The organism is Idiomarina tyrosinivorans (assembly GCF_003987475.1).
Lineage (GTDB): Bacteria > Pseudomonadota > Gammaproteobacteria > Enterobacterales > Alteromonadaceae > Idiomarina > Idiomarina tyrosinivorans.
The window spans coordinates 240,242-257,582 of the sequence record NZ_PIQH01000002.1; the positions used below are offsets into that span (position 1 = coordinate 240,242).

General features: G+C 50.3%; 15 protein-coding genes. 12 read left to right on the forward strand and 3 right to left on the reverse strand.

Translation table 11 applies throughout. The features are described 5' to 3' along the window. Positions 1 to 133 precede the first annotated feature (133 nt). The gene (locus tag CWI84_RS03060; protein WP_126841101.1) at positions 134 to 2,737 is read left to right on the forward strand and encodes a bifunctional diguanylate cyclase/phosphodiesterase; all 2,604 of its coding nucleotides are present in this window, start codon (positions 134 to 136) and stop codon (positions 2,735 to 2,737) included. Between the two features lie 10 nt (positions 2,738 to 2,747). Here CWI84_RS03060 and rep read toward each other — a convergent pair whose 3' ends face one another. Beyond that, the gene (gene rep, locus CWI84_RS03065; protein ID WP_126841102.1) at positions 2,748 to 4,775 is read right to left on the reverse strand and encodes a DNA helicase Rep; all 2,028 of its coding nucleotides are present in this window, start codon (positions 4,773 to 4,775) and stop codon (positions 2,748 to 2,750) included. Positions 4,776 to 4,866: 91 nt separating this feature from the next. Between rep and CWI84_RS03070 the strand changes: the two genes are divergently transcribed. From CWI84_RS03070 to CWI84_RS03095, 6 genes are all read left to right on the forward strand, one after another. After that, a complete protein-coding gene (locus CWI84_RS03070; RefSeq protein ID WP_126841103.1) occupies positions 4,867 to 5,127 on the forward strand; it encodes an accessory factor UbiK family protein in 261 nt (86 codons plus the stop codon). A 53-nt stretch (positions 5,128 to 5,180) separates the two neighbouring features. Next, positions 5,181 to 5,981 carry a 2,5-didehydrogluconate reductase DkgB gene (dkgB, locus tag CWI84_RS03075; protein WP_126841104.1) on the forward strand — a complete coding sequence of 267 codons (801 nt, stop codon included), beginning with the start codon at positions 5,181 to 5,183 and terminating at the stop codon, positions 5,979 to 5,981. Between the two features lie 22 nt (positions 5,982 to 6,003). Beyond that, the gene (locus tag CWI84_RS03080; RefSeq protein ID WP_126841105.1) at positions 6,004 to 6,744 is read left to right on the forward strand and encodes a ferredoxin--NADP reductase; all 741 of its coding nucleotides are present in this window, start codon (positions 6,004 to 6,006) and stop codon (positions 6,742 to 6,744) included. Positions 6,745 to 6,812: 68 nt separating this feature from the next. After that, entirely contained in the window at positions 6,813 to 8,900 is a 2,088-nt protein-coding gene (locus tag CWI84_RS03085) for a TonB-dependent receptor (protein WP_126841106.1), read from the forward strand. Beyond that, positions 8,894 to 9,937, forward strand: coding sequence for a PepSY-associated TM helix domain-containing protein (locus CWI84_RS03090; RefSeq protein WP_157980989.1), 1,044 nt, complete (start codon positions 8,894 to 8,896; stop codon positions 9,935 to 9,937). Before CWI84_RS03085 ends, CWI84_RS03090 begins: the two co-directional genes overlap by 7 nt. Positions 9,938 to 10,007: 70 nt before the next feature. Next, on the forward strand, positions 10,008 to 11,558 hold the full coding sequence (locus CWI84_RS03095) for a YifB family Mg chelatase-like AAA ATPase (RefSeq protein WP_126841108.1): 1,551 nt from the start codon (positions 10,008 to 10,010) through the stop codon (positions 11,556 to 11,558). Positions 11,559 to 11,562: 4 nt separating this feature from the next. Here the strand turns inward: CWI84_RS03095 and ltaE are convergent, their stop codons facing one another. Beyond that, entirely contained in the window at positions 11,563 to 12,582 is a 1,020-nt protein-coding gene (gene ltaE / locus CWI84_RS03100) for a low-specificity L-threonine aldolase (RefSeq protein WP_126841109.1), read from the reverse strand. 124 nt (positions 12,583 to 12,706) lie between these two features. Here ltaE and CWI84_RS03105 point away from each other — a divergent pair, with 124 nt between their 5' ends. From CWI84_RS03105 to CWI84_RS03120, 4 genes are all read left to right on the forward strand, one after another. Next, positions 12,707 to 13,672 (forward strand): PLP-dependent cysteine synthase family protein, encoded by a 966-nt coding sequence (locus CWI84_RS03105; RefSeq protein ID WP_126841110.1) that lies wholly within the window; start codon positions 12,707 to 12,709, stop codon positions 13,670 to 13,672. A gap of 29 nt (positions 13,673 to 13,701) precedes the next feature. Further along, positions 13,702 to 14,865, forward strand: coding sequence for a cystathionine gamma-synthase (locus CWI84_RS03110; protein WP_126841111.1), 1,164 nt, complete (start codon positions 13,702 to 13,704; stop codon positions 14,863 to 14,865). A gap of 177 nt (positions 14,866 to 15,042) precedes the next feature. After that, positions 15,043 to 15,258, forward strand: a complete 216-nt coding sequence (locus tag CWI84_RS03115; RefSeq protein WP_126841112.1) for a hypothetical protein — start codon at positions 15,043 to 15,045, stop codon at positions 15,256 to 15,258. A gap of 15 nt (positions 15,259 to 15,273) precedes the next feature. Further along, positions 15,274 to 15,696: a VOC family protein gene (locus CWI84_RS03120; RefSeq protein ID WP_126841113.1), complete on the forward strand. Its 423-nt coding sequence runs from the start codon at positions 15,274 to 15,276 to the stop codon at positions 15,694 to 15,696. Here the strand turns inward: CWI84_RS03120 and CWI84_RS03125 are convergent. Then, a complete protein-coding gene (locus CWI84_RS03125) occupies positions 15,678 to 16,628 on the reverse strand; it encodes a threonine ammonia-lyase (protein WP_126841114.1) in 951 nt (316 codons plus the stop codon). The two genes, CWI84_RS03120 and CWI84_RS03125, sit on opposite strands and share 19 nt — an antisense overlap. Before the next feature lie 84 nt (positions 16,629 to 16,712). Here CWI84_RS03125 and CWI84_RS03130 point away from each other — a divergent pair, with 84 nt between their 5' ends. Beyond that, positions 16,713 to 17,309, forward strand: coding sequence for a YhgN family NAAT transporter (locus CWI84_RS03130; RefSeq protein ID WP_126841115.1), 597 nt, complete (start codon positions 16,713 to 16,715; stop codon positions 17,307 to 17,309). Positions 17,310 to 17,341 lie beyond the last annotated feature (32 nt).

Below are 17,341 nucleotides of genomic sequence, written 5' to 3' on the forward strand. Positions count from 1 at the left end.
GGAAAATTTGTACAGAAAGTGATTGGTTGCTTTTCAATCATCTTAAATTGGGAGTATACTATCCCTCATAACGAATTTGTAACATTCATCTGAGTGAATAATCTAGGTATTCACCATTGGGGGACGCTCTCTGATGGCCGATAGGCAGTCATCAAAGGTCAGTGAATCGACAACATTAAAACTTGAGAATCAACGCTTAAGTAAAGTGGTTGATCGTCTCAAGCGTTTGACGTTGAAGTATCGTTCTGCCGAAGTCGTCCAAAAGGCGCTGTTTAGAATCAGTGAGCTGGCGGCGTCCGCGCGTCAGATGGATAATTTTTATTCCTCGGTTCATGCCATTATCGGCGAGCTAATGTTCGCTAAAAATTTCTATATTTGTTTATACGATGTCCAGAGTGACGTGGTGAACTTCGTCTATTTCGTCGATGAGTACGATGAAATGTCGATGTTTGAACAAATCCCCATGGAAACGTTGAGCCGTGGCCTGACCGGTTACGTCATTCGCAGCGGTCGTTCGCTACTTTGCACTCCAAAAGCGTTTGAAGAATTAAAGCAACAAGGCGAAGTAGAAGAAATGGGCGCCGCTCCAGTTGACTGGTTAGGCGTGCCGTTGATCGCTGGCGACCATGTTATTGGTGCAATGGTGGTGCAGAGTTACAACGAGCAGGTGCGTTACGATGAGAGCGACAAGGAACTGCTCACCTTCGTTTCTCAGCACGTTGTCAATGCCTTAGAGCGTTTGCGCCAACGCGAGCTGATGCAAGCGGAAATTGACCATCAGACTGCTGAATTGCGACATGCCAACGAAAGTTTGATGAAAGAAATTACTGTGCGTGAAAAGGCGGAACAACAGATGTCTGTGTTGTTCGCAATTTCAGAGCTCACCAATACCTCGGAGAACATGCGCGCGTTTTACCGTAGTTTACATGAGGAAATTGGCCACCTATTGCACGCCGATAACTTTTACGTGGCATTACTGTCCGACGACAGAAAACAAATTTACTTCCCTTATCATGTCGACGAAATGGAACAAGCTGCAGAGCCGCGTCGGCTCGGTAAAGGCCTAACGGAATACGTTATTCGTTCTGGTGAGCCGATTTTTGTCGATGAAGCACAACGCCAGCGACTGATTCAGCAACATGAAGTTGAACTCAGCGCAAAGCATGGTCGCACTGCGTTGCAATGGTTGGCATCACCGCTGATCGTCGATGAAGAGGTTATTGGGGTTATTGCGGTGCAAACCTATGACGACGCGTTCTTGTACAAATCTGAAGATTTAGAACTCCTTAACTTCGTTTCCCAGCATGTCGCTGTGGCGATCGAGCGTAAGCGAGCGGCGGACGAGATTCAGCGCGTGAACGCTTTCCTCGAGAAAAAAGTCAGCGAACGCACCGAAGAGCTAGTGGGTGAGATCGAACGACGGAAGAAAATTGAAGCGCGCTTGTTCCACGATGCACACCACGATTCGCTGACTGGATTACCGAATCGGGCAATGTTCACAGAGCGCCTACAGCAAGCTGTAGCGCACCATCGTCGCCATAACGATCATCACTTTGCGGTGCTGTTTATCGATTTAGACCGCTTTAAAAATATTAACGATACCCTCGGGCATTCTGTAGGTGACAAGTTCTTATTGGAAGTGAGCCAACGCCTGGGCCGCTGTATTCGTGAAAACGATATGCTGGCGCGCTTGGGCGGTGATGAGTTTGTGGTGTTATTAGACACCATTGAAGAACTCGATGACGCGAAAGAAGTCGCCGGCCGAATTATTCGGACAATGGCGGAACCCTTCCAGCTTGAAGGGCGAGAATATTACTCGGGCGCAAGTATTGGGATTGCAGATTGCAGCGAGCCAGTGGATACCGCCGACCGTTTACTGCGCGACGCCGATGCTGCCATGTACCAAGCGAAAAACTTGGGCCGTGGTCGTTACGTCATTTTTGACTCAAGTATTCACGATGGCTTAGTGGAGTCGATTAAGAAAGAAACCGCATTACGGCATGCGCGTTTTGACGAAGAATTCGAGCTACATGCGCAGCCTATTGTTGACCTGCAAACGCGTCAGGTTATGGGTTACGAGGGCTTGTTGCGTTGGAACCAGCATGGTCAAAAGCTGTTACCCGTCGATTTTATGCAACTGGCAGAAAAGTCGGGAATTATTCTAGAACTCGACCGGTTCGCTTTGCGCAAGTCGTGTGAATTTATTGTGCAACAAAGTAAGCGGAACGAGAGCTTCCCACTGTTTCACATCAATTTATCGGTGCGCCACCTGCTGAAAAGTGGTTATTTGCGGAAGATTGAGCAAATCGTTAAAGAAGCAGGGGTAAGACCGCAGCAGTTAGTCTTTGAATTTAACGAAATTGCATTAATTTACGATGGTCGGCGAGTGCTCGCAAGCCTCCGCACCTTATCAAACAAAGGTTTTAATCTCGCCATCGATGACTTTGGTCGCGGTTCCGGGCCATTGCAATTCATCTACAACTATCCGTTCGATATTCTTAAGCTCGATCACCAGTACGTGGGTCGCTTAGTCACGAGTGAGCGCGCGCAGGCAATGTTACGTCACGTGGTAACCTTATGCGATGATTTGGGCATCAACATTTTTGCTGAAGGTATTGAGTCTGCTCAGCAACTGGAGTTGGTCAAAGAGCTGGGTGTGAAAACCGGTCAAGGCCGCTACCTTGATGGCGTTAAGCCGCTGGCAGAACTCACTCGAAAACGCAAAGTGTCTGCCTGACAACGCCGTATTATTCTGGCTTGTTCAACACATTTCTCAGCATCGACAAACCCTGTGCGGTTTTTTCTTCGCGCTCCTGGGAGCTAGGGGCCGCTTTATCCGATTCCCATTCAACATCGTCTTGCGGTAACTCAAATAGAAAACGGCTCGGTTCCGGGCGAAGCAACTCACCAAATTGACGGCGCTCTTTCGCCATAGTGAACACTAACTGTTGTTGTGCACGGGTAATACCCACGTAAGCTAAACGTCGCTCTTCTTCGACACTGCCCTCATCGATACTGCTCTGATGCGGAAGTAGGCCTTCTTCCATCCCCACTAAAAACACGTGTGGGAACTCCAGCCCCTTGGAGGCATGCAGGGTCATTAACTGGACTTCGTCAACAGCTTCCTGTTGTTCTTGACGCGACATCAAATCGCGCAAAGCCAAGCGATTAACCGCTTGTTCGAGCGTCATTGCAGGGTGTTCTTCATCGCCCTTAAGCATGTCTGACACCCAGCGGTGCAGCTCATGAATATTTTTTACCCGCATTTCCGCCGCTTTCGCCGACGGGCTGGTCTCAAATAACCAGTCTTCGTAGCCACTTTCCTGCAATAGACTGCGAACAGCCTCAATGGCATCGGCAGGATCGCTAGACTGGCTTAAACGACGATGGTGTTCGACCATCATGGTGAACGCTTCAACGTGTTTGCGCGTGCGCTCACCAAGCTGCGTGGTTAACTGTGGCAGCAGGCAGGCATTGTATAAACTGACTTGGTGCTGCTGGGCCAGTAGCCCAATCCGCTCCACTGTTTGCGGTCCGATACCGCGTTTTGGCACATTAATAATACGTAACCAAGCGGTGTCGTCATTGGGATTAACCACCAGCCGCAAGTACGCCATTACATCCTTGATTTCTGCTCGTGCGAAGAATGATTGGCCACCGGTGACACGATACGGAATACGGTTACTCAGTAACGCTTTCTCAAACACCCGCGATTGGTGATTGCCGCGGTACAAAATCGCAAAATGGTGGTAGGGCGTTTTACGTAAAAAGCGATGCCGCAAGATTTCTGCGACGACCCGTTCTGCCTCGTTTTCCTCGTTGCGACCGTATATCACCGAGAGTGGTGCGCCATATTCCATTTCTGAGAAAAGCCGCTTATCAAATACGTGGGGGTTGTTTTCTATCAGGATGTTGGCGGCTTTCAAAATGCGCCCATGCGAGCGGTAGTTTTGCTCGAGTTTAATCACCTTAAGGCGGGGAAAGTCTTGCTGTAGCAGTGCCAAATTTTGTGGCTGCGCGCCGCGCCAGGAGTAGATAGACTGGTCATCATCGCCAACCACGGTAAAGGTTGCGCGTTCACCAACCAATAGCTTCACCAATTGATATTGGCTGGTGTTGGTATCTTGATATTCATCGACCAGCAAATAGTGAAATTTTTTCTGCCAGCGCTCTCGGACCGTTTGGTTTTGTGCCAACAGCAGCGTGGGAATTCGGATGAGGTCATCAAAATCCACCGCATTACATGCGCTGAGTTGGCGTTGGTAATCGCCATACACGGTAGCAGCATACTGCTCTTCTTCATTGGTTGCTTGCTGTAATGCCTGCTCGGCGCTCAGCATCGCATTTTTCCAATGGCCAAGTTGAAATTGAATACGCTTGATACGATCTTTGTCGCCGTCGAGCACGTCTTCAGTCAGCGCTTTTAACAGCGCGAAGGTATCTTGGTCGTCGAATAGCGAAAACCCCGGCTTTAAGCCTGCGGCACTGAGTTCGCGGCGCAACATGTTTAACCCCAGGGTGTGGAAGGTACAAACCGTTAACCCTCGAGTCTGTTGTCGACCCATGGTTTGTGCAACCCGTTCCTTCATCTCTCGAGCGGCTTTATTGGTGAAGGTTACCGCCGCAATTTGGCGTGGCTTCATTTGCCGCTCGCGAATCAGGTAAGCTATTTTTTCTGTGATCACACGAGTCTTGCCGCTACCCGCGCCGGCCAAAACTAATAGAGGACCCGACACATAGCGTACCGCTTCGTTTTGTCGAGGGTTAAGTTGCATGGCAAACCTTCTATTAGTGGTGAGGAATCGAGATTTTACCTGAAACTCTTGCTAAGCTAAACGACAACAACCGTTAAGTAGAGGGCAAACCATGGATAGTAAGAAGTTTGAAGAGTTGGCCAAACAAATTAGTGATGCGATTCCAGCGCAGATGAAAGAAGCCGCAGGCAACGTAGAGGGAAAAGTGAAACAAGTTTTGCAACAGCAATTCAGTAAACTCGACCTGGTGACTCGCGAAGAGATGGATGTGCAGCAACAAATGGTGCTCAAGCTACGTGAGCGAGTGACTGCGTTGGAAGCCAAACTTGACGCATTAGAGCGAGCACAAAAGCCGAGTCGCGATGTAGATTGAACGGATAAGGGCGCCGCGGCGTAGGAAATAGCAAAGGCAAAAAAGGAGGTTGTATGTTATTTCCGCAATTAGGGTTTGGGACGTTCCGTATCAAAGGTCAGCAAATCACCGACTTGGTGGAGGAAGCCTTGGACACTGGCTACCGTCACATTGATACCGCACAGTTCTATGAAAATGAAGCAGACATTGGCAAAGCATTAGCCACGACGTCTGTTGCTCGCGATGATTATTGGGTAACCACCAAGGTATGGTACGAAAAACTTAAGCATCAAGACGTGCTCGACTCGTTAAAGCAAAGCCGTGATAATTTGCAAGTCGACACTATTGATATGGCGCTTATCCATTGGCCGTCACCCGACGGTGTGCCGCTCAAGGAAAGTTTGGATGCGTTAATGGAGGCGCGAGAGCAGAAGCTGATTGGTCATTTTGGCGTATCGAACTTCACCACCCAGCTGATGCAACAGAGCATTGACCATGTCGGTGCAGATAATATTGCGACAAACCAAATTGAATTGCATCCGTTTTTACAAAACCAGAAAGTGTGCGATTTTTGCGACCAACATGATATTAGCGTAACCGCCTATATGCCATTGGCCGTGGGCAAGGTTATGGAGGATGCGACGATTAAGCGTATTGCCGCAGACCATGATGCCTCGGCTGCGCAAGTCGCGTTAGCATGGCTGATGCACCATAACCGCGTGGTTATTCCGTCAACCACGAAAGTGTCGCATTTGCATAGCAACTTTAAGGCACAGCAATTATCGTTGTCAGAAGATGAGGTCGTCGCGATAGATAAACTTGATCGTAACGACCGTATTGTCGATCCAGATTTCGCTCCCGATTGGGACGAGTAAATAACAGCAGAAAGGAGTAACCATGGCGCAGTGGCTAACAGGGAAAGTCGTAGAAAATTATCGGTGGAATGACACCTTATTTAGTCTCCGCGTCGTAACCGAACACTTCCCCTTTACTGCAGGCCAGTTCGTGCGGCTAGGCCTGCAAGGGGAAGAGCAACGTATCCAACGAGCCTATTCGTTGGTTAATGGGCCACATGAATCAGTATTAGACTTTCTTGTTACGCGCGTCGAAGACGGCTTACTGTCGCCGTCGCTAGACAAGTTACAACCTGGTGACGAAGTCGAAGTCAGCCAGCCACCCAGCGGGTTCTTTGTGTTAGATGAAATTCCTGACGGTGACACGTTGTGGCTGTTATCGACCGGAACGGGCATCGGTCCCTATTTGTCTATTTTGTCTACGGACGCGCCTTGGCGGCGTTTCAATAAGATTGTTTTAGTGCACGCGGTTAGGCATGCGGAAGACTTGGCGTATCAAGCAAAAATTGAAGCTTGGCAGCAACAGCATCCGGAGCAATTAGTTTACCAGCCAGTGGTGTCGCGAGAGCAAGTGCCCGGAATACTAAAAGGCCGTATCCCTCAGTTGATTGAGACGGGCGAATTGCAGCAATCAGTAGGGCAAGCGTTTGACGATAAGTCGCAGGTTATGCTGTGTGGTAACCCAGACATGATCAGAGACTGTAAGGCGTTATTGGACAGTATGGGGTTGAAAAAAAATCTAAGGCGTAAGCCCGGACAAGTGACCGCGGAGCAATACTGGTAAAATAACGGTTGATCTACAAATAATAATCATTATCATTACAGGAATTCACCTCCTGTAATGAGTTAATGATGAAAAAGACCTATCTTGCTTTACTGTTAATCGCAGCTACTGCGCCGGCGTTTGCGCAGCAGGCAGCAGTCGATGAAACCCTGACCATTACCGCGTCGCGCACCGATGAAACGGCGGCTAGTATTCCCTCTACCGTTACCGTGATAGACGGCGAAAGTTTGCGCCGTCAGTTAAGCGTGGCGAACTCGCTATCAGATATTTTGGGTAACTTATTGCCCAGCTTTTCGCCCTCTCGGCAGAAGATGACCAGTGCCGGTGAATCACTGCGAGGGCGGGAACCGTTATACCTGATTGATGGCGTCCCACAATCCAATCCATTGCGGAATGGCTCGCGTGATGCAAATACCATTGACCCGATGTTAATAGAGCGGGTTGAAGTGATTCATGGCGCCAGTGCTATTCAAGGCATGGGCGCCAGCGGCGGGATTATTAATATCGTCACTAAATCCGCTGCGCGAGGCCAACAGAACGAAGTCTCGGCGGGTGTTTCAGCGCCAACCAGTGAAACCTCGACAGGGTTAAGCTACCACGCTGGCTATCTGTTTCGTCACCAAGCGCAAGACTGGAATATGTTGATCGGCGCTCATCTGCGTGAAAACGGGATGTACGTTGACGGTAATGGTGACCTTGTAGGTATCGACAGTACCCAAGGCGATACCATGGATAGCGGCAGTTTTGACGTATTTGCCAAATTGCAGTTTATGCTCGATAGCACTCAGCAATTGCAAGTTATGGTTAATCATTACGATATCCAGGGTAACGGCGACTATAACGCTTTTGGTGGCGACCGCGCTGCGGGCGAGCCGACTATTTCCATTGAGCAGCCGGTGCCTGGCGATGCGGCTGAAAACCGTGTGACTACGGCCAGCGCGACTTATCAAAACCGCGATATTTTACATGCCGAACTAACGTGGCAATTATTCTTACAAGACTTTTCGGCATTGTATGGTGGTGGAACTTACGCGACCTTCCAAGATCCCGCCTTGCCGGATAACTTCTTTGACCAGTCTCGCAACGACTCGCAAAAGTATGGTTCGCGCCTAACGCTTAGCTGGCGCGACGTTGTGGGTACCCCGGTTGATATATCGACAGGTATCGATTACTTGAACGACAGTACCTACCAGGAACTGGCGCAGTCCGGGCGTAAGTGGGTACCAGAAACCGAGTTTGATAACTGGGCACCCTATCTACAAGCCCGTTACCAGCAAAATGGACTAACCCTGAGTGCAGGTTTGCGCTACGAATATGGCCAACTAAAGGTTGGTGATTTCACAACCTTAGCGTCTTACGGTAGTCAATTCGTCGAAGGGGGCGAGCCCTCATTTAATGAGTTGTTGAGTAATGTTGGTGCGGTTTATCAGTTAACTGACAACTGGCGTGTGTTCGCAAGTTATTCGGAAGGTTTCAGTATGGCTGACATCGGCCGCGTACTGCGTGGTATTAATCAGCCGAATCAGAGCGTCGAGAGCTTTCTGAATCTGCAACCAGTGTTAGCCGACAACCGCGAAGTTGGCATCGAGTACCATGGTAATCTGGGCCAATTGTCGCTCAGTTACTTCGAATCTGACTCAGATTTGGGTTCGCGGCTGCAAGCCGATGCCGATGGTATTTACAGCGTAAAACGTGAACGTACCGAAATTAATGGTATTGAAGCGAGTGGTCGTTATGCATTGGCAACGAATGCGGATGTTGGCTTTAATTATGCCAATACTGATGGCGAATACGACAGTAACGCCGACGGTAAAGTGGACACGGATCTAAGCGGTCAGAACATTGCGCCTGAACGCATGAACATCTATTGGAACCAACAATGGAGCGACCGTATCGGTACCCGTTTACAGTGGAATAAGTTGTTTAGCCGCGCGTTTAATGACGGCACAATGGGCGCCAATGACTTTGACGGTTATAGCACGTGGGATTTGACCGCGCTTATCGAGACCGCTAACTACGGGGAATTTACCGTGGGGATAGAAAACCTAACCGATAAATTCTACTTCACCTACTACGCCCAAACGGCAGGCAACGATTCTCGCAACTTTGCTGGGCGTGGACGCGTTGTCAGTGTGAATTGGCAATACGCGTGGTAACACGCTCGCTTGGGCGTTCACTGAGCGCCACAATACACCGCTGGTTAGGCTTGCTGTTGGCGCTGTGGTTAGCGTTGATGGCGGTCACCGGCGGTGCGTTATTGTTTAAAACCTCATTACTGCAATGGCAATATCCGCAATTGCAGCTTGCTGAAGTGCCAACGGTCGAGCAGGCGGCAAAGGTGTTTGACCAACAGTCTGGCTCCTATGCGTACTTTCCTGACGCGGCGCGGCCATGGATAGAGATTGTGAGTGCCGAGGGCAATTACCGTTATTTTGATGCTAACGGTCGCTTACTCCTAACCCGTGAACATTTAGGCGATTGGCTGGACTGGTTGGTACAATTGCACTACCACTTAGCGTTAGGTGACAACGGCGACCTGCCAATGCAAGCATTTTCGTTACTCACTTTAGTGCTATTACTAACGGGGCTGATTCGTTGGTGGCCGCGGCGCTGGAGTCTGCGCCACTTTGCTATTCGCTGGAGTAAGCCCGGTAGCCGCTTATGGCGCGCGACCCTATGGCAAAGTCACCGTACCTTCGGTGCCCTCGCTTTACCGGGCATATTGCTAGCGCTGGTGACCGGAATGGGCTTCTTTTTTAGCAGCACCTTTATCAGTGGCTTACAAGTGGTGTTTTCCGAGACCAGCGAACCCTACATCGAAACGGTAAGCGTTACCCGTGTACCCCAAACTTGGCAGCAAAAATTGGGATTAGCGGCAGAGTTATTGCCTTCGGCAAAGCCACGGTTAGCTAGCCTAACCCGTGGTGATTTACGCCTTAAACTGCCGCAAGAATGGCACCCAAACGGGCGCAGTTATCTCCGCTTTCCTACAACGCACAGTGTTCAACTACAAAATGCCTTAAAGCAGGATCGTGGTTATCAAATCTTCCAAACATTTTATCCGTTGCACATTGCCAGTGTTGGTGGCGGGGCGTTACTCACGCTATTAGTGGTCACGGCTCTGGCATTGCTCTATTTAGCCGTTTCCGGGGTTTGGTTTTGGTGGCTTTGCCGCCGATCTCGGGCATCCTAATGCGTTCTCGTCGGCACGCTATTTTGGCGTAAATCACTAAAGCTAAGGGCTTTTCGTAGTGGAGAGAGCCATGGCTTTGGCAACGGTATTTACCCGTGCGTTGCGAGGGATCGAAGCGCCTTTAGTGAGTGTAGAAGTGGATTTGGCGCGGGGCATGCCCGCCTTTACCATTGTTGGCATGCCGGAGACTACGGTTCGGGAAGCCAGAAACCGGGTGAAAACTGCGCTGATCAATGCGGGTTTTGAATTCCCCATGGCAACCAATATTACCGTTAATCTGGCACCCGCAGATATTCCCAAACAAGGCGCTCGGTATGATCTAGCGATTGCGATAGGGGTGTTGGTGGCATCGGGGCAAATCCCCGAAAATACCATCGATAAAGCCGAATTTTATGGTGAACTGGCACTCAATGCAGAATTGCGACCGGTTAGCGGCTTATTTCCGGCGTTAATGGCGTGCCGCGATGCCGGACATTGCGCTTATATTCCCGTACAGAATGAGCAGGAAGCCAGCATTTTAAAGCAGCAGCAATGCCAATTGGTGCCGGACCTAGTCAGTCTATTCGAGAGCCTTCACGGTGATGCCTCGCTGCGTGACGTTGGACCTTACCAGCCACCAGCAGCCGAAGACTGTAGTAACGATATTGCTGATGTCGTTGGCCAGCAACAGGCAAAACGCGCATTGCTGATTGCCGCCGCGGGTCGTCACCATATTTTATTTGTGGGCCCGCCGGGCACCGGTAAAACCATGCTGGCGCAGCGCCTGCAGGGCCTATTGCCGGAATTATCCGAGCAACAGCTATTAGAACTGACGGCGATCCGTTCGATATCGTCGCAGCAGCACGCCATCGACTGGACATCGCCGTCGCTAGGGTCGGCGCTGCGAGCTCCACATCATAGTTGTTCGGCGGCGGCGCTGGTTGGAGGGGGCTCTCCACCCCAACCGGGAGAAATCTCGTTAGCGCACCAAGGCATTTTATTTTTAGATGAACTGCCGGAGTTTTCTCGTCATGTGTTGGACTCGTTACGCGAGCCGCTAGAGTCTGGCAGTGTAACGATTAGTCGCGCGGCGCATCAAGTTCAGTTCCCGGCAAATTTTCAATTGGTCGGCGCGCTAAATCCCTCACCCTGTGGTCTATTCGACGGCAATATTGCTAGTTGCCGTTCGACACCAGAGCAAATTTTGCGCTACCTGAACAAACTCTCGGGGCCGCTACTTGATCGCATTGATTTGCAGGTGATGGTACCGCGCGATATGGACGCGTTGAAGCAAATCAATGTTTCTGCGAAGCCGTCGCAAGCGCTGATGACTAGCGCGATGTTGCGGGAAAGTGTGAAGCAGGCACGACAGCGACAAATTTCCCGTCAGGGGTGTCTTAATAGCGAACTAAAGCCCAAACAAATGCACCAATATTGCCCCCTCAGCGAAGACGACCAAGCGTTTCTGGTTAAGGCGCTGGAACGTCTGACGCTGTCCCACCGTGCCTACCATCGGATATTACGCTTAGCCCGCACCCTTGCGGACTTAGAACAACAACCTCAGATTGCTCGCAAACATTTAGCCGAAGCCATGAGTTACCGCGCCCTTGACCGACTACTGCAACAGTTGCAGGGCGGCTAGGGTGTTAGCCCTTTACCGCTGCAACAAAAGCATCGCGTAGGCGCTCCAATTCACTGGCTGGGATATCCAAGTGGAAGACTAAGCGCATGGTGGCGCTCGCCGGTACTTTGATGCCTTGTTGTGCCAGTTGTTGGCTGACGTTAGCGGCATGTTCGGCATGGCTAAAATGCACGTACACCATATTGGTTTGTGCAGCGTCGACGCGAATATCCGCGTTGTCACTGCAGGCGTGTTGCAATGCGTCTGCTAACCAACGTGCGTTGTCATGGTCTTCGGCTAAACGTTGGAAATGATTATCGAGTGCGTAATTGATGCCTGCGGCAATAATTCCGGCTTGACGCATTCCGCCACCGACCATTTTCCGCCAGCGTCTGGCACGACCGATCAATGCCTCTGAGCCCGCAAGAAGCGATCCGACTGGCGCCCCCAAGCCTTTTGAACAGCACAATGAAACCGAATCGAATGGTGCGGCGAGTTCAGCCATTGTGCGATCACTGGCGACTGCAGCATTGGCGAGCCGTGCGCCATCTAAATGTAGTGATAAACCACGACGGTCTGCTAACACTCGCGCTTGTTGGATAAAGTGATTCGGCATCACTTTACCGGTATGTGTATTTTCTAGCGCCAATAGTCGACTGATAGGAAAATGCGGGTCATTGGGCTTTATCCGTTTTTCTACTAGCGCTAAGTCTAGGGTACCATCGTTGTTGACCTCGAAGGGTTGCGGAACGATGCCGCCGAGCACCGCAGCACCGCCGGCTTCGTAACGGTAGGTATGGTATTCCTGACCCACCAAATATTCTTCGCCATTGCGGCAGTGGCTCAGTAACCCTAATAAATTACTTTGAGTGCCGCTACTGCATAGAATCGCCGCAGGTTTTCCCAATAGCGCAGCGACCTTTTGTTCAAGTGCATTAATGCTCGGGTCTTCTCCGTAAACATCATCACCCACTTCGGCTTTTGCCATCGCTTCACGCATTGCCGCGGTGGGCTTGGTTACGGTGTCACTGCGTAGATCTAACATGGTTAACTCCAATTGGTTATTAAGCCAAACAGATTGTTATAGGCATTGCGGTTGTGGTAACCCCCTAGTATCAGTGATAATACCGTGCATTAATCCGCGAATCAGCAAAAGAAGCGAAACGCTTATGAATGTTTACCAAAACGTACTAGCAATGGTTGGCAACACGCCAATGTTAAAAGTCTCGAACATGGATACCGGTCCATGTGAGTTGTATTTGAAATTGGAACTGGCCAACCCGGGCGGTTCGATCAAAGACCGCATTGCGGTGGAGATGATCGCCGCTGCCGAAGCGGAAGGTAAACTGAAGCCCGGTGACACCATTATTGAAGCCACCGCCGGTAATACCGGTTTAGGTTTAGCGTTGGTGGCAAGCAGCAAAGGCTACCCACTGAAAATCGTCATGCCCGACAAAATGAGCCAAGAAAAGGTAAATAACCTGCGCGCGATGGGTGCAGAAGTGGTGATGACGCGCTCAGATGTGCAAAAAGGTCACCCGGAATATTATCAAGATATGGCGGCGCGGTTAGCCGAAGAAAATGGCTACTTTTACGTTAACCAATTTGAAAATGCGGCAAACGTAGAAGCGCATTACAACAGCACCGGCCCAGAAATTTGGCAGCAAATGGACGGCAACCTAGATGCGTTCGTCTGTGGCGTGGGCTCAGGTGGCACCTTAACCGGCATTGGCCGTTACCTGCGTGAACAGAACAGTGAGGTCGACTTGGTTCTTGCTGACCCTGCGGGATCGATCCTAGAACCACTGATTAACCGTAATGAAGAAGTCGAAGCTGGGAGCTGGTTAGCAGAGGGCATTGGTGAAGATTTCGTGCCCAAGATTTGTGAAATCAAACTGGCTAATAAGGCTTACGCCATCGATGACAAAGAAGGTTTCAACACCGCCCGCGAAGTGCTCAAGCAAGAAGGTATTATGGTGGGATCATCCAGCGGCTATTTAATCGCTGCGGCATTACGCTACTGCCGTGAGCAAACAGAAGCAAAACGTGTCGTAACGCTAGCTTGTGATACCGGCAATCGCTATCTATCAAAATTATTCAATGATGAGTGGATGCGCTCTCAAGATCTGCTGTAATCAAAAATATTGTAAGGAGTCATGTTGTTATGGCTGATAACAAGCATTTGAAATTTGCCACGCGCACCATTCATGGTGGGCAATCGCCAGAACCGGTAACGGGTGCGGTTATGCCGCCAATTTTTACCAGCTCTACATACGCGCAAGAAAGCCCTGGTGAGCACAAAGGCTTTGAATACTCTCGCTCGCACAACCCCACGCGTTTTGCTTGGGAACGTGCCGTTGCCAACCTTGAGGGTGGTAAGCAAGGGTTAGCGTTTGCCTCAGGCATGGCGGCGACCTCAACCATTTTAGAGTTGCTCGACCACGGTGATCACGTGATCGCCATGGACGATTTATATGGTGGTAGCTTCCGCTTGTTCGATAAAGTTCGCAAGCGCTCGGCAGGGCTGAAATTCGATTATATCGACCTAGCCGATATTGCCGCTGTTGAAGCGGCGATGACTGATGAGACGCGGATGATTTGGGTCGAAACGCCAAGTAACCCGATGCTGAAGTTGGTCGACATCGAAGCGATTGTGAAGTTGGCAAAACCGAAAGGTATTATTGTGGTGGTGGACAACACCTTCGCCACACCATTTAATCAGCAACCGTTAGCGCTGGGAGCTGATATCGTAATGCACTCTGCGACGAAATACCTGAATGGTCATTCAGACATGGTTGGCGGTATGGCGGTAGTCGGCGATAACGACGAGTTGGTAGAGCAAATGCTGTTCTTACAAAACTCTGTCGGCGCGGTCGCTGGGCCATTTGATAGCTACTTAGCGTTACGGGGTGTGAAAACCTTAGCGTTACGGATGCAACATCACAACCAAGCAGCGCTTGATTTGGCGCAGTGGTTGGAACAGCATCCACAAGTGGAAAAGGTCATTTATCCAGGCTTAACCAGCCATCCACAACACGAGTTGGCGAAACGCCAGATGACCGGCTTTGGCGGGATGATTTCTATCTTGCTTAAAGGGGACCTCGCTAAAGCGCGCCGATTCTTAGAAAACGTCGAGATCTTTGCGCTTGCAGAGAGCTTAGGGGGCGTTGAGTCATTGATTGAACACCCTGCGATTATGACCCATGCGTCAGTACCTAAAGAGAATCGTGAGAAGCTCGGTATTTTAGATAATTTTGTTCGTGTCTCGGTAGGCATCGAAGATTTAGATGACCTAAAAGCCGACCTTGATCAGGCATTAAATGCCTAAATAATCGACTCAAGGAGCACCGCCCGGTGCTCCTTTTTTCCTTCAGCCTTCCTCAAAATCACATATTTATTCATAAAAATCAGATAGCTAAACAAAATTTTACAGTTTCGTCATAATTGGGTAGTCTTAATACGCTGAAAAAATCAGAACAACGATAAGCAATAGAAGGAAAAGACTATGCTACTGAGCCTCCTAGTTTTGCAGGGACTCGTGGCCACGCTAATTTTCTATGTATTGGCAGGGCAATATCAGAATAAGCCATTATGGAATCTGTTAGCGGTGTTGTTTGCAGGCTTGGTGCCGCCGTTAAATTGGGCCCTTGTTATGCTAGCCATTGCGTGGCGTTTGTGGCGTCGTTCTCCACAAACCATTGCAGCGAAAATCTTACCGTAATAATAGGGGCGATAGATGTCGGCAGTTCGCCCTTTTCATCTTGCTATCCCAGTTTCATCGTTGGCGAATGCCAGAGCGTTTTACGGTGAAATTATGGGCCTTTCACAAGGCCGCAGCAGTGACCACTGGATTGATTGGAACTTCTTCGGTCACCAGTTTGTGACCCATTTAGCGCCAGACATTGCGGGGCAAAAGCACCAGAACGCAGTCGATGGTCATGCTGTCCCGGTACCGCATTTTGGCGTAATTTTGCAACGTGCTGATTGGGATTCCTTGGCAGCTAAGTTACGTGCCGCCGAGGTACCGTTTGTGATTGAGCCTTATGTGCGCTTTGCTGGTCAGCCTGGCGAGCAAGCCACCATGTTTTTCTATGATTTATGTGGCAACGCCTTAGAATTCAAAGCATTTGCCAGTGATGATCACATTTTCGCGACCTGAACGCGGTCAGTATTACCACCACTTAAAATAATCCCCACCCGTTTGCCTCGGAAGTGCTCTGGATATTTTAATACCGCGGCATAAGTGATAGCGGCCGAAGGTTCAATGACTAACTTAAGCGCGGCGACCAAGCTTTGCATTGCCGCGAGCACCTCGTCGTCACTGACCAGAAGCACACCTGCGACATTGTTCTGCAATATCGCAAACGGGTGCTTACCTAGCTGTGTCAGTAAGCCATCACAGACGCTTGCTGGCGGTAATGCTGGCTGGCGCTCGCCCAACCGTAAAGAATCGTAGGCATCCCGTGCTAATTCAGGCTCGGCACCGAATACCGTTTGCCCATTTAAGGCCTGTGCAGCGAGGCAAGTGCCCGACAACAAGCCACCGCCGCCAAGCGGAGCAACGATGGTATCTAGACCTTCGATTTGGCGGCCAAACTCCAACATCGCGGTTCCTTGTCCAGCGATAATGTCAGGATGATCGTAAGGTGGAATAAAGGTTTGCCCCGTTTGTTGTTGAAAGCGTTGCGTGAATGCTTCCCGTGCAGCCATTCCCGGTTCTAGCCATTCGATGGTCGCGCCGCCGCGGCGAATATTGTCTTGTTTAATACTGGGTGCGTTGCGTGGAACGCCCACAGTCACCGGAATACCGAGTTGACGCCCGACTTCCGCTAGGGCTGCGCCGTGGTTTCCTGATGAAACGGTGAAGACACCACGAGCCCGCTGTTCAGGCGTGAGTTTGAGCACGGCGTTACATGCGCCGCGGAATTTAAATGCGCCCACGGTTTGTAGATTTTCGCACTTGAAATACAGCTCACAACCCGCGGCTTGGTCGAGCACGCGGTTGCGCACACACGGCGTCTCAACCACGTATGAGGATATCCGTTTAAGGGCGTCGAAGACATCCACGCTGGTTGGGGTGACATCGTCCATGCTGAGCTCCATAGTATTTGTGTTTTTTTAGTGGCAACGGTATGTTAGCAGACATCTACAGACAGACGCAGTGCAGCAACGCGAATGGATACTTGGTCGGCAGCCGTTACACTTTTTTTGATTATGGACCCGTTGGGTAATTTACCCATATTTTTGTCGATCTTACGCAATATCGATGCTAAACGGCGGCGAATTGTTCTTATCCGCGAGTTAGTTATCGCTTTGGCGATTATGCTGCTATTCCTCTACGCCGGTACGTCCATTCTCGGCTTCTTAAACCTCAAACAGGAAGCGGTCAGCATTGCCGGTGGTATCATTCTGTTTATTATTGCGCTACGGATGATTTTCCCGCAACCGGGCGGAGTCATTGGCTTAGCAATGGGTGAAGAGCCCTTTATTGTGCCGCTAGCAATACCGTTGATCTCCGGCCCCTCGATTTTAGCGGCGCTGTTACTGCTGTCTAATCAAAGCCCGGGGCGAATGCTGGATTGGACCATTGCGCTCATCGGCGCTTGGGCTTTGTCCGCGTCTATACTGCTATTCAGTAACCTGTTTCATCGGCTACTGGGCGAGCGCGGTATTACCGCAATGGAACGCCTGATGGGCATGGTGCTGGTGATGATTTCAGTACAAATGTTCTTGGACGGTATCGCTTCTTACCTACAACACACGACTGGTTAGTGGGCGTGCGCTTCGCAGTGCGTTACAATAGC